This window comes from Mesorhizobium sp. L48C026A00 (genome assembly GCF_000502375.1).
GTDB lineage: Bacteria > Pseudomonadota > Alphaproteobacteria > Rhizobiales > Rhizobiaceae > Mesorhizobium > Mesorhizobium muleiense.
Genome location: NZ_AYWU01000005.1, coordinates 1 through 14,074, shown reverse-complemented (window position 1 = coordinate 14,074; position 14,074 = coordinate 1). Strand labels below are relative to the sequence as shown.

The following is a 14,074-nucleotide window of genomic DNA, read 5'->3' as shown; positions in this document are numbered from 1 at the left end:
GAAAACCTCTTTCCTGAGGGCCGTAAGCCGGCCTTCAGGAAACGGGTTTTCTCCCGTTTTGGCCGGCCACCGACAGGTGGCGGGTGAACAAATAAAGGCCGCCGCCGAAGGTGGCCGAGAATGCAAGGCGAGCCGCGGCGAGGCTCGCCCCGAGAATCGAGCTAAGGAGCGACGATGGCCCAGACACAAACTTTCAATGGCCGCAGACGCGTACGCAAATTCTTCGGAAAGATTCCGGAAGTTGCGGAGATGCCGAACCTGATCGAGGTTCAGAAGGCATCCTATGACCAGTTCCTGATGGTCGAGGAGCCCAAGGGCGGGCGTCCTGACGAGGGACTGCAGGCGGTTTTCAAATCGGTGTTCCCGATTTCCGACTTTTCCGGCTCCTCGATGCTGGAATTCGTCAAGTACGAGTTCGAAGCACCGAAATTCGACGTTGACGAATGCCGTCAGCGCGACCTGACCTATGCCGCGCCGCTCAAGGTGACGCTGCGCCTCATCGTGTTCGATATCGACGAGGATACCGGCGCCAAGTCGATCAAGGACATCAAGGAGCAGGACGTCTACATGGGCGACATGCCGCTCATGACCTTGAACGGCACCTTCATCGTCAATGGCACCGAGCGCGTCATCGTCTCGCAGATGCACCGTTCGCCGGGCGTCTTCTTCGACCATGACAAGGGCAAGTCGCACTCGTCGGGCAAGCTGCTGTTTGCCGCGCGCGTCATTCCCTATCGCGGTTCGTGGCTCGACATCGAGTTCGATTCGAAGGACGTCGTGCACGCCCGCATCGACCGCCGCCGCAAGATCCCGGTGACGTCGCTGCTGATGGCGCTCGGCATGGACGCCGAGGAGATCCTGTCGACCTTCTACAACAAGATCACCTACAAGCGCGCCGGCGACCACTGGCGCATCCCGTTCAACGTCGAGCGTTTCCGCGGCCTCAAGGCTGTCGGCGACCTGATCGATGCAGACACCAACGAGGTCGTCGTCGAGGCCGGCAAGAAGATCACCGCACGCCAGGCCCGTCAGCTCGGCGAAAAGGGTCTCAAGGCGATCAAGGCGACCGACGAGGATCTGCTCGGCAACTACCTTGCCGAGGACATCGTCAACTATGCGACCGGCGAGATTTTCCTCGAAGCCGGCGACGAGATCGACGAAAAGACGCTAAAAGTGCTTCTCGCCGCCGGCGACGACGAGATCAAGGTTCTCGACATCGACCACGTCAATGTCGGCGCCTATATCCGCAACACGCTCAACGTCGACAAGAACGAGAGCCGCCAGGACGCGCTGTTCGACATCTACCGGGTCATGCGCCCCGGCGAGCCACCGACGCTGGAAACCGCCGAAGCCATGTTCAACTCGCTGTTCTTCGACAGCGAGCGCTATGACCTGTCGGCCGTCGGCCGCGTCAAGATGAACATGCGCCTCGAGCTCAAGGCCGAGGACACCGTGCGCGTGCTGCGCAAGGACGACATCCTGGCCGTGGTCAAGACGCTGGTCGAACTGCGCGACGGCAAGGGCGAGATCGACGACATCGACAATCTCGGCAATCGCCGCGTGCGCTCGGTCGGCGAGCTGATGGAGAACCAGTACCGCGTCGGCCTCTTGCGCATGGAGCGCGCGATCAAGGAACGCATGTCCTCGATCGAGATCGATACGGTGATGCCGCAGGACCTGATCAACGCCAAGCCGGCGGCTGCCGCCGTGCGCGAGTTCTTCGGTTCCTCGCAGCTGTCGCAGTTCATGGATCAGACCAACCCGCTGTCGGAGATCACCCACAAGCGCCGTCTCTCGGCGCTTGGACCCGGTGGTCTGACCCGCGAGCGCGCCGGCTTCGAGGTGCGCGACGTGCATCCGACGCATTACGGCCGCATCTGCCCGATCGAGACGCCGGAAGGCCCGAACATCGGTCTGATCAACTCGCTGGCCACATTTGCGCGCGTCAACAAGTATGGCTTCATCGAGAGCCCGTACCGCAAGATCGTCAACGGCAAGCTGACCAATGAGGTCGTCTATCTCTCCGCGATGGAAGAGGCCAAGCACCACGTCGCGCAGGCCAATGCCGAGCTCGACAAGAATGGTGGTTTCGTCGACGAATTCGTCATTTGCCGCAATGCCGGCGAAGTGATGATGGCGCCGCGCGAAAACGTCGATCTGATGGACGTGTCGCCCAAGCAGATGGTATCGGTGGCCGCGGCCCTGATCCCGTTCCTCGAGAACGACGACGCCAACCGTGCGCTGATGGGCTCGAACATGCAGCGTCAGGCCGTGCCGCTGGTGCGCGCCGAAGCGCCGTTCGTCGGCACCGGCATGGAGCCGATCGTCGCCCGTGACTCCGGCGCCGCCATCGGCGCCCGCCGCGGCGGCATCGTCGACCAGGTCGACGCGACGCGTATCGTCATCCGCGCCACGGAAGATCTCGATCCCGGCAAGTCGGGCGTCGACATCTACCGGCTGATGAAGTTCCAGCGTTCGAACCAGAACACCTGCATCAACCAGCGTCCGCTGGTGCGCATGGGCGACCTGGTCAACAAGGGTGACATCATCGCCGACGGTCCGTCGACCGAGCTCGGCGATCTGGCGCTCGGCCGCAACGTGCTGGTCGCGTTCATGCCGTGGAACGGCTACAACTACGAGGACTCGATCCTCTTGTCCGAGCGCATCGTCGCCGATGACGTCTTCACCTCGATCCACATCGAGGAGTTCGAGGTCATGGCGCGCGATACCAAGCTCGGGCCGGAGGAAATCACCCGCGACATCCCCAACGTCTCGGAAGAAGCGCTGAAGAACCTCGACGAGGCCGGCATCGTCTATATCGGTGCGGAAGTGCAGCCGGGCGACATCCTGGTTGGCAAGATCACGCCGAAGGGTGAAAGCCCGATGACGCCGGAAGAAAAGCTTCTGCGCGCCATTTTTGGCGAAAAGGCATCGGACGTGCGTGACACCTCCATGCGCATGCCGCCCGGAACCTTCGGCACCGTCGTCGAAGTGCGCGTCTTCAACCGCCACGGCGTGGAGAAGGACGAGCGCGCCATGGCGATCGAACGCGAGGAGATCGAACGCCTCGCCAAGGACCGCGACGACGAGCAGGCGATCCTCGACCGCAACGTCTATTCGCGCCTGTCCGACGTTCTCGTCGGCAAGGATGCGATTGCCGGGCCGAAGGGTTTCAAGAAAGGCTCGAAGCTGTCGAAGGATACGCTCGACGAGTATCCGCGTTCGCAGTGGTGGCAGTTTGCGGTGGAGAACGAAAAGCTCCAGAGCGAACTGGAAGCCCTGCGTGGCCAGTACGACGATTCCAAGAAGGCGCTCGAACAGCGTTTCATGGACAAGGTCGAGAAGGTGCAGCGCGGCGACGAGATGCCTCCCGGCGTCATGAAGATGGTCAAGGTCTTCGTGGCCGTGAAGCGCAAGATGCAGCCCGGCGACAAGATGGCCGGCCGGCACGGCAACAAGGGTGTCGTGTCGCGGATCGTTCCGGTCGAGGACATGCCGTTCCTCGAGGACGGCACGCATGCCGATATCGTGCTCAACCCGCTGGGTGTGCCGAGCCGCATGAATGTCGGCCAGATCCTGGAGACGCATCTGGGCTGGGCTTGCGCCGGAATGGGCAGGAAGATCGGCGAGCTGATCGACGCGTACAAGACAGGCGGCGACATCAAGCCGCTGCGCAAGACGCTCGAGAGCTTCATGCCGGCCAACGACCGCAACGAGCCGGTCCGCGACTATGACGACGAGAGCGTCGTTCGCCTCAGCGAGCAGATGCGCCGCGGCGTCTCTATCGCGACACCGGTGTTCGACGGCGCGCACGAGGCCGACATCAACATCATGCTGGAGCAGGCGGGCCTGCACACCAGCGGTCAGTCGCAGCTCTATGACGGACGCACCGGCGAGCCGTTCGATCGCAAAGTGACGATGGGCTACATATATATGCTCAAGCTTCACCATCTTGTGGACGACAAGATCCACGCGCGTTCGATCGGGCCGTACTCGCTCGTTACCCAGCAGCCGCTGGGCGGCAAGGCGCAGTTCGGTGGCCAGCGCTTCGGCGAGATGGAGGTCTGGGCGCTCGAAGCGTACGGCGCCGCCTACACGCTGCAGGAGATGCTGACGGTGAAGTCGGACGACGTCGCCGGCCGCACCAAGGTCTATGAGGCGATCGTCAGAGGCGACGACACCTTCGAGGCCGGCATCCCCGAGAGCTTCAATGTTCTCGTCAAGGAAATGCGTTCTCTGGGCCTCAATGTCGAGCTGGAGAACACCAAGCTCGACGACAACCCGATCCGGCTGCCCGACGCGGCCGAATAAGCAAGACGTCCGGTCGCGGATCCCCGCGACCGGACNCGATCCGGCTGCCCGACGCGGCCGAATAAGCAAGACGTCCGGTCGCGGATCCCCGCGACCGGACGCCGAGCATGATCCCGAAAAGTGGTTACCGGTTTTCGGCCAAGATCATGCTCAAACAAAAGTTTTCTCGGCCGATGGCCGATCAAGTCGGCGGGCGTTTGGCCCGCGCTAGATGCAAGGGGTTTTCGATGCCCCCGAAAAGGAGAACGGCATGAACCAAGAGGTCATGAATCTCTTCAATCCCCAGGCGCCTGCACAGGTGTTCGATTCCATCCGGATTTCGCTCGCCAGCCCTGAGAAGATTCTGTCCTGGTCGTTCGGCGAGATCAAGAAGCCGGAGACCATCAACTACCGCACCTTCAAGCCGGAGCGCGACGGCCTGTTCTGCGCGCGCATTTTCGGCCCGATCAAGGACTACGAATGCCTGTGCGGCAAGTACAAGCGCATGAAGTACAAGGGCGTCATCTGCGAGAAGTGCGGCGTCGAAGTCACGCTGTCGCGCGTCCGTCGCGAGCGCATGGGCCATATCGAGCTGGCCGCGCCGGTCGCCCATATCTGGTTCCTGAAGTCGCTGCCGTCGCGTATCGGCACGCTGCTCGATATGACGCTGAAGGACATCGAGCGCGTTCTCTACTTCGAGAATTACATCGTCACTGAGCCCGGCCTCACCGCGCTGAAGGAGCACCAGCTGCTCAGCGAGGAAGAGTACATGATGGCCGTCGACGAATATGGCGAAGATTCGTTCACCGCCATGATCGGCGCCGAGGCCATCCACGACCTTCTGGCCGGCATGGACCTGGAGAAGATCGCCGGCGACCTGCGTTCGGAGCTGGCTTCGACCACGTCCGAGCTCAAGCAGAAGAAGTATTTGAAGCGGCTCAAGGTCGTCGAGAACTTCATGGAGTCCGGCAACCGTCCGGAATGGATGATCATGAAGGTGGTCCCGGTGATCCCGCCGGACCTGCGCCCGCTGGTTCCCCTGGACGGCGGCCGCTTCGCCACGTCCGATCTCAACGATCTCTATCGCCGCGTCATCAACCGCAACAACCGCCTAAAGCGGCTGATCGAGCTGCGCGCGCCCGGCATCATCGTGCGCAATGAAAAGCGCATGCTGCAGGAAGCCGTCGACGCGCTGTTCGACAACGGCCGTCGCGGCCGCGTCATCACCGGCGCCAACAAGCGTCCGCTGAAGTCGCTGTCCGACATGCTGAAGGGCAAGCAGGGCCGGTTCCGCCAGAACCTGCTCGGCAAGCGCGTCGACTATTCCGGCCGCTCGGTCATCGTGACCGGTCCGGAGCTCAAGCTGCACCAGTGCGGCCTGCCGAAGAAGATGGCGCTCGAACTGTTCAAGCCCTTCATCTATGCCCGTCTCGACGCCAAGGGTTATTCCTCGACCGTCAAGCAGGCGAAGAAGCTGGTCGAGAAGGAGCGTCCGGAGGTCTGGGATATCCTCGACGAGGTCATCCGCGAGCATCCGGTGCTCTTGAACCGTGCGCCGACGCTGCACCGTCTCGGCATCCAGGCGTTCGAGCCGATCCTGATCGAAGGCAAGGCGATCCAGCTTCACCCGCTGGTCTGCACGGCCTTCAACGCCGACTTCGACGGCGACCAGATGGCGGTTCACGTGCCGCTGTCGCTGGAAGCACAGCTTGAAGCCCGCGTGCTGATGATGTCGACCAACAACATCCTGCACCCGGCTTCCGGCGCGCCGATCATCGTGCCGTCGCAGGACATGGTTCTGGGTCTCTACTATCTCTCGATCGTCAACCAGAACGAGCCGGGCGAGGGCATGGTGTTTGCCGATATGGGCGAACTCCAGCACGCGCTCGAGACCAAGGCGGTGACGCTGCACTCCAAGATCAAGGGCCGCTTCCGCACGGTCGATGCCGACGGCAAGGTCGTGTCGAAAATCTACGACACCACGCCCGGCCGCATGATCATCGGCGAGCTTCTGCCGAAGAACGCCAACGTGCCGTACGAGACCGCCAACCAGGAGATGACCAAGAAGAACATCTCCAAGATGATCGACACCGTCTACCGCCATTGCGGTCAGAAGGAGACGGTCATTTTCTGCGATCGGATCATGGCCCTCGGCTTCAGCCACGCCTGCCGCGCCGGCATTTCGTTCGGCAAGGACGACATGCTGATCCCGGATGCCAAGATCAAGCTGGTTTCCGACACCGAGGCCTTGGCCAAGGAATACGAGCAGCAGTACAATGACGGCCTGATCACCCAGGGCGAGAAGTACAACAAGGTCGTCGACGCCTGGGCCAAGTGCTCGGAAAAGGTCGCCGACGAGATGATGGCCCGCATCAAGGCGGTCGAGTTCGAGGACAATGGTCGTCAAAAGCCGATGAACTCGATCTACATGATGTCGCACTCCGGTGCGCGCGGCTCGCCCACCCAGATGCGTCAGCTTGCCGGTATGCGCGGCCTGATGGCCAAGCCGAGCGGTGAAATCATCGAGACGCCGATCATCTCGAACTTCAAGGAAGGCCTGACCGTGCTCGAGTATTTCAACTCGACCCACGGCGCCCGCAAGGGTCTGGCCGACACCGCCTTGAAGACGGCGAACTCGGGTTACCTCACCCGTCGTCTGGTCGACGTGGCGCAGGACTGCATCGTCAACTCCGTCGACTGCGGCACCGACAAGGGCCTCACCATGCAGCCGATCGTCGATGCCGGCCAGGTCGTCGCTTCCGTCGGCCAGCGGGTTCTCGGCCGCACGGCGCTCGACGACATCACGCATCCGGTCACCGGTGAGGTTCTGGTCAAGGCCGGAACGCTGATGGACGAACGCGACGTCGAGCAGATCGAAAAGGCCGGCGTCCAGTCGGTCCGCATCCGCTCGGCGCTGACTTGCGACGTCAGGGTCGGTGTCTGCGCGGTCTGCTACGGACGCGATCTGGCCCGCGGCACCCCGGTCAACCAGGGCGAGGCCGTCGGCGTCATCGCGGCGCAGTCGATCGGCGAGCCGGGCACCCAGCTCACCATGCGTACCTTCCACATGGGCGGTACGGCGCAGGTGGTGGACTCGTCGTTCCTTGAAGCCTCGTATGAGGGCAAGGTCGAGATCCGCAACCGCAACGTGGTGCGCAACTCCGACGGCCAGCAGATGGTCATGGGCCGCAACATGGCCGTGCTGATCCTCGACGAGGCCGGCAAGGAGCGCGCCACGCACCGCCTCACCTATGGTTCGCGCATCTTCGTGGACGATGGCGACAAGGTGAAGCGCGGCCAGCGCATCGCCGAGTGGGATCCCTATACCCGCCCGGTCCTCACCGAAATCGAGGGCAAGGTGGCGTTCGAGGATCTGGTCGACGGCATTTCCGTCCAGGAAACGGCCGACGAATCGACCGGCATCACCAAGCGCGAGGTCATCGACTGGCGTTCGACGCCGCGCGGCAACGACCTCAAGCCGGCGATCGTAGTCCAGGACGCCAAGGGCAAGGTCGGCAAACTGTCGAAGGGCGGCGACGCTCGCTTCCTGCTCTCGGTCGAGGCCATTCTTTCGGTCGAGCCGGGTGCACAGGTTCGCCCCGGCGACGTGCTGGCGCGTATCCCGATGGAAAGCGCCAAGACCAAGGACATCACCGGCGGTCTGCCGCGTGTTGCCGAACTGTTCGAGGCACGCCGTCCGAAGGATCACGCCATCATCGCCGAGATCGATGGCACGATCCGCTTCGGCCGCGACTACAAGAACAAGCGTCGCATCATCATCGAGCCACATGACTCGACGCTTGAGCCGGTCGAATACCTGATCCCGAAGGGCAAGCCGTTCCATCTCCAGGACGGCGACGTCATCGAGAAGGGCGACTACATCCTCGACGGCAATCCGGCGCCGCACGACATCCTTGCGATCAAGGGCGTGGAGGCGCTTGCGTCCTACCTCGTCAACGAGATCCAGGAGGTCTACCGTCTGCAGGGCGTGTCGATCAACGACAAGCACATCGAGGTGATCGTTCGCCAGATGCTGCAGAAGGTCGAGATCACCGCGCAGGGCGACTCGACCTACATTCCGGGCGACCACGTCGACGTGATCGAGCTGGAAGAGGTCAACGAGCGCCTGGTCGAGGACGGCAAGAAGCCGGCCGAAGGCCAGCCGGTGCTGTTGGGCATCACCAAGGCCTCGCTGCAGACGCCGTCCTTCATCTCGGCCGCCTCCTTCCAGGAGACGACCCGGGTGCTGACCGAAGCGGCGGTTGCCGGCAAAACCGACATGCTGCAGGGGCTGAAGGAAAACGTCATCGTCGGCCGTCTGATCCCGGCCGGCACCGGCGGCACGATGAGCCAGATCCGGCGCATCGCCACCTCGCGCGACGAACTGATCATCGACGAGCGCCGCAAGGCGTCGGGCGTCGAGGTCGCCGATCCGATGCTGACCGACATGGCTTCCGCCGCGCAGTAAGCGCGGCGGGTAAAGATCTCAGGCAACTAGGCCGTCGGGGCAACCCGGCGGCTTTTTTGTGAGTTGAGGTTGGCGACGGACTGGAGGAGGCGTCGTCGAGTGTTGCGACTTGTTTCGATCGTTCCGGCGCCCCTCATTGCCCTGCCGGGCATTTCTCCCCGTAAACGGGGAGAAAGAAGCTGGCTGGAGGGACGCTGGAGTACGGCGAAATCTTTGATGACGGCGTCCTTCTCCCCGTTCACGGGGAGAAGATGGCGGCAGCCAGATGAGGGGCGGCGCGACGCTTGCAAGATGGTCAGGGCCGGAGCGAAGGCCACTCCTTGCAGCGCCGCGGCGTCAATCGAAAAACGCTTCCACCACATTGCGCTTGCCGAGCATAAAAGCGTCGGCGACATGCTGCAACGGAGCGAGATCGACGTCGGAAACGCCGGCGCGCACAATCTCGGCGAAACGCCTGTAGAGCATCGGATACTCCGCTTCCGGCTCGTCGTGAACGACGCGGCCGTCGACCGCGAGTTTTGCGCCGCCGCCAGACAGCACCATCGCGCCCTTGTCGGTCTCGGCCAGGATGTCCCAGCTTTGCGGGCCGGTCTGGCGCCAGTCGAGTTCCATCGCCACCGGCAAGCCGTTCGAGGTGCGGAAGGCAATATGGGCGGCGATCGGGGCGGCGCGGTTTTCGGGAAAATCGAGGATCGCCGAGCTGATGAACATCGCCGGCAATATGTGGGTCGCGATCGACAGCGCGTTGATGCCGGGATCGAAGACGCCGAAGCCGCCCGGCGCCCAGATCCAGTCCTGGTTCGGGTGCCAGCGGCGCACGTCCTCCTTCCAGTTGATGGCGGCCGACCTGATCTGGGTCGAGCCTAAAAATGCGCGCGCCGCTTCAACCGCCGGCGCATAGCGCGAATGCCAACTGGCAAACAGCGAGACGCCGTTTGCCGCCGCCAGTGCTTTCAGGTCTTCGACCTCGCTGACGGTGGCGCCGGGTGGCTTTTCCAGAAAAACATGCTTTTTTGCTTCGAGCGCTGTCCGCGCGGCGTCGTAGCGGAACTGCGGCGGCATGCAGAGCGATACGGCCTCGAGTTCGGGCACGGCGTCGAGCATCGTCTCGATATCAGGAAAATTCGCGATGCCGTCCACCTTGCCGTGCCGGCTGGCGGCGGCGACGAGGCGGTAGTCGCGGTCTTTGGCCAGGGCCGGAAGGTGCTGGTCGCGAACGATCTTTCCCACGCCGACGATGCCGAGCTTGATGGGACCGCTATTCAGGGACATGGGGACTCCGCAGGTTGATATTGCGCTTGGTTCTTACCAGAGAACCGATACCGGGCAAGCAGTGCCAGACCGCGACGGCCCCAAACCGCGACGGCCAGGGACATGGCTGGTCACAGCGGCACGTCGAAGGTGACGATCGACACTTCGCCTTCGAGCGCGCCCTGATAGGCCGACAAATGCGGCTCTTCGTCGGGCACGCCGTCGAGGTCGCCGATCTGGTCGAGCTCCGCCTCGGCGTAGCCTTCGGCCGCGAGTGATTCGAGCGCCCGGCGCACCGCCGAATCGTCGTCGGGCGCGACCAGCATGAGGTGGACGCCTTCCGGCTTGCCGCCCTTTCTTTTCCACGCCCGGCCGGTGATGATGGTGACCGGGCGCTCATCATTGTCGTTCACGGGCCGATTCCTCCGGGCGAGGGGATTTGCGCTGTTCATGTCGCTTTTTCGCATGAAGCGTGGCTATGCAACAGCCGACGGCCGGTCACTTTCTTCCTTGCTCTTGCAAAATGGCGAAAGAAAATTACATGCGCTTTTCGCATGGCTGCCAAGCCTCGGTTTCAGCGTAATATTTGGTGCTCCGGGGTTGACGGGCAACAGGCTTGCGAGTAGAAGCCGCCCAGTCAGAACCGATGTGAGGCTCTCCCTTCCGAAGCGACACGCTTTGGAGTTTGCCTCAAACAGGGTTCGTTTTACGAGCGAAAAGACATTTCCGGCGTGCATGAAGCGGTTTCCGCTTCCTCTGCCATTTGTTCGGGTAAGACCGCGAGGCGCGGTTTGTGGCCCGACTTTGCGTATGGAAATGACGCTTTGAGCGGCCCTGACCGGGCGAGACACGGAATTGAGAGACAAGAGGGTTTAATGCCTACCGTCAACCAGCTGATCCGCAAGCCGCGCATTGCGCCGGTGAAGCGCAACAAGGTCCCGGCCATGCAGCAGAACCCGCAGAAGCGGGGCGTCTGCACGCGCGTCTACACAACGACGCCGAAGAAGCCGAACTCGGCGCTGCGCAAGGTGGCCAAGATCCGCCTGACCAATGGTTTTGAAGTGATCGGCTACATCCCCGGCGAAGGCCACAACCTTCAGGAGCACTCGGTGGTGATGATCCGCGGCGGCCGCGTCAAGGATCTTCCGGGCGTCCGCTACCATATCATCCGCGGCGTGCTCGACACGCAGGGTGTGAAGAACCGCAAGCAGCGCCGTTCGAAGTACGGCGCCAAGCGTCCGAAGTGACCGAAGCGTAGCCAAGGTCATCCCGGACGGCGCCAGGCGACGATCCGGGATCCAGGCCACCACGCAGAATTGAGGCAGAGAAAAAATGTCCCGTCGTCACAGTGCAGAAAAGCGTGAGATCAATCCGGACCCGAAGTTCGGCGATCTGATCGTCACCAAGTTCATGAACGCCGTCATGTATGACGGCAAGAAGTCGGTTGCCGAGACCATCGTCTACGGCGCGCTCGACCAGGTCCAGTCCAAGACCAAGCAGGAGCCGGTCACGGTCTTCCATCAGGCGCTCGACAATGTCGCGCCGCATGTGGAAGTGCGTTCGCGCCGCGTCGGCGGCGCCACCTATCAGGTTCCGGTCGACGTGCGCCCCGAGCGCCGTCAGGCGCTGGCCATCCGCTGGCTGATCGCCGCCGCCCGCAACCGCAACGAGACCACGATGGTCGACCGCCTCTCCGGCGAGCTGATGGACGCGGCCAACAACCGCGGCACCGCCGTCAAGAAGCGTGAAGACACCCACAAGATGGCAGAAGCCAACCGCGCCTTCGCGCACTACCGCTGGTAAAGCGCGAACGAGACTGAAGAGGCACCTCCCATGGCCCGCGAATATAAAATCGAAGACTACCGCAATTTCGGTATCATGGCGCATATCGACGCCGGCAAGACGACGACCACCGAGCGCGTCCTCTACTACACGGGCAAGTCGCACAAGATCGGCGAAGTCCATGACGGCGCTGCCACCATGGATTGGATGGAGCAGGAGCAGGAGCGCGGCATCACCATCACGTCCGCCGCGACCACGACCTTCTGGAAGGCTCGTGACGGCAAGATGCACCGCTTCAACATCATCGACACTCCCGGCCATGTCGACTTCACCATCGAGGTCGAGCGTTCGCTGCGCGTGCTCGACGGCGCCATTGCGCTGCTCGACGCCAACGCCGGTGTCGAGCCGCAGACGGAGACCGTCTGGCGCCAGGCCGACAAGTACCGCGTGCCGCGCATGATCTTCTGCAACAAGATGGACAAGATCGGCGCGGATTTTTATCGCTCGGTCGAAATGATCGGCTCGCGCCTCGGTGCGCAGGCTGTCGTCATGCAGCTGCCGATCGGCGCTGAGACCGAGTTCAAGGGTGTCGTCGATCTCGTCGAGATGAACGCGCTGGTCTGGCGCGACGAGACGCTGGGCGCCGCCTGGGACGTCGTCGAGATCCCCGACGACCTCAAGGCTCGCGCCGAAGAATATCGCGAGAAGATGATCGAGGCCGCCGTCGAAATGGACGAGACGGCGCTCGAGAATTACCTCGAAGGCAAGATGCCCAGCAATGACGAGATCCGCGCTCTGATCCGCAAGGGCACCATCGCGGTGAAGTTCTACCCGATGTTCTGCGGCTCGGCCTTCAAGAACAAGGGCGTGCAGCCGCTGCTCGACGCAGTCGTCGAATATCTGCCGTCGCCGGCCGACGTTCCGGCCATCAAGGGCGTCGACGCCAAGACCGACGCCGAGATCGAGCGTCACGCCGACGACAGCGAGCCGCTGTCGATGCTCGCCTTCAAGATCATGAACGACCCGTTCGTCGGCTCGCTCACCTTTGCCCGCATCTATTCGGGCAAGCTCACCAAGGGCATTTCGGTCGACAATACGGTGAAGGGCAAGAAGGAGCGCATCGGCCGCATGCTGCAGATGCATGCGAATTCGCGCGCTGACGTCGAAGAGGCCTTCGCCGGCGACATCGTCGCCTTGGCCGGCCTCAAGGACACGACGACTGGCGACACGCTCTGCGATCCGCTGCATCCGGTCATCCTCGAGCGCATGGAGTTCCCCGATCCGGTCATCCAGATCGCCATCGAGCCGAAGACCAAGAACGACCAGGAGAAGATGGGTCTTGCGCTGCATCGCCTGGCCGCCGAGGACCCGTCCTTCCGCGTCAAGACCGACGAGGAAAGCGGCCAGACGATCATCTCCGGCATGGGCGAACTGCACCTCGACATCATCGTCGACCGCATGCGTCGCGAGTTCAAGGTCGAGGCCAATGTCGGTGCGCCGCAGGTGGCCTATCGCGAGACGATCACCCGCAGGCACGAGCAGGACTACACCCACAAGAAGCAGACCGGCGGCACCGGCCAGTTCGCCCGTGTCAAGATCCTCTTCGAGCCGAATCCGGAAAGCAGCGAATTCCTGTTCGAATCCAAGATCGTCGGCGGCGCCGTGCCGAAGGAATACATCCCCGGTGTCGAAAAGGGCATCAACAGCGTCATGACCTCCGGCCCGTTCGCCGGCTTCCCGATGATCGGCGTCAAGGCGACGCTGATCGACGGCGCCTACCATGATGTCGACTCCTCGGTGCTCGCCTTCGAAATCGCCGGCCGTGCCTGCTTCCGTGAAGCGGCGCCCAAGCTTGGCGTGCAGCTGCTTGAGCCGATCATGAAGGTCGAAGTGGTGACGCCGGAAGATTATGTCGGCAGCGTCATCGGTGATCTGAACGGCCGTCGCGGCCAGATTCAGGGCCAGGAATCGCGTGGCGTGGCGGTTGTTGTCAACGCCATGGTGCCGCTCGCCAACATGTTCAAATACGTCGACAATTTGCGCTCGATGAGCCAGGGCCGCGCGGCCTACACGATGCAGTTCGATCACTACGAGCCGGTCCCCACCGCGGTCGCTCAGGAAGTCCAGAAGAAATACGCGTAACCCCAACGGGTTGCAGCGCTAACTTAATTCAAAGCCCGCACGGGCGAGCAGGAATGGAGAGATCACATGGCAAAAGGTAAATTCGAGCGTACAAAGCCTCATGTGAACATCGGCACGATTGGCCATGTCGATCATGGCAAG

General features: G+C 62.6%; 7 protein-coding genes and 1 pseudogene. 6 read left to right on the top strand and 2 right to left on the bottom strand.

Annotated elements, in window-relative coordinates:
- Positions 1 to 174 precede the first annotated feature (174 nt).
- Positions 175 to 4,311: a DNA-directed RNA polymerase subunit beta gene (rpoB, locus tag X738_RS52380; protein WP_023798118.1), complete on the top strand. Its 4,137-nt coding sequence runs from the start codon at positions 175 to 177 to the stop codon at positions 4,309 to 4,311.
- 250 nt (positions 4,312 to 4,561) lie between these two features.
- Positions 4,562 to 8,758: a DNA-directed RNA polymerase subunit beta' gene (gene rpoC, locus X738_RS52375; protein WP_023798117.1), complete on the top strand. Its 4,197-nt coding sequence runs from the start codon at positions 4,562 to 4,564 to the stop codon at positions 8,756 to 8,758.
- A 336-nt stretch (positions 8,759 to 9,094) separates the two neighbouring features.
- On the opposite strand, the gene X738_RS52370 is transcribed toward rpoC, so the two are convergent.
- Positions 9,095 to 10,030, bottom strand: coding sequence for a Gfo/Idh/MocA family protein (locus tag X738_RS52370; RefSeq protein ID WP_023798116.1), 936 nt, complete (start codon positions 10,028 to 10,030; stop codon positions 9,095 to 9,097).
- Positions 10,031 to 10,140: 110 nt separating this feature from the next.
- On the bottom strand, positions 10,141 to 10,422 hold the full coding sequence (locus tag X738_RS52365; RefSeq protein WP_023798115.1) for a hypothetical protein: 282 nt from the start codon (positions 10,420 to 10,422) through the stop codon (positions 10,141 to 10,143).
- Positions 10,423 to 10,884: 462 nt separating this feature from the next.
- On the opposite strand from X738_RS52365, the gene rpsL reads away from it, so the two are divergent.
- From rpsL to X738_RS89010, 4 genes and pseudogenes are all read left to right on the top strand, one after another.
- Positions 10,885 to 11,256, top strand: coding sequence for a 30S ribosomal protein S12 (rpsL, locus tag X738_RS52360; protein WP_006333356.1), 372 nt, complete (start codon positions 10,885 to 10,887; stop codon positions 11,254 to 11,256).
- Positions 11,257 to 11,341: 85 nt separating this feature from the next.
- The gene (gene rpsG / locus X738_RS52355; protein ID WP_008875664.1) at positions 11,342 to 11,812 is read left to right on the top strand and encodes a 30S ribosomal protein S7; all 471 of its coding nucleotides are present in this window, start codon (positions 11,342 to 11,344) and stop codon (positions 11,810 to 11,812) included.
- Positions 11,813 to 11,842: 30 nt separating this feature from the next.
- Complete coding sequence (gene fusA / locus X738_RS52350; protein ID WP_023798114.1) at positions 11,843 to 13,933, top strand: elongation factor G; 2,091 nt, start codon at positions 11,843 to 11,845, stop codon at positions 13,931 to 13,933.
- Positions 13,934 to 13,999: 66 nt separating this feature from the next.
- Positions 14,000 to 14,074: pseudogene (locus X738_RS89010) on the top strand (GTP-binding protein); the annotation flags it as partial.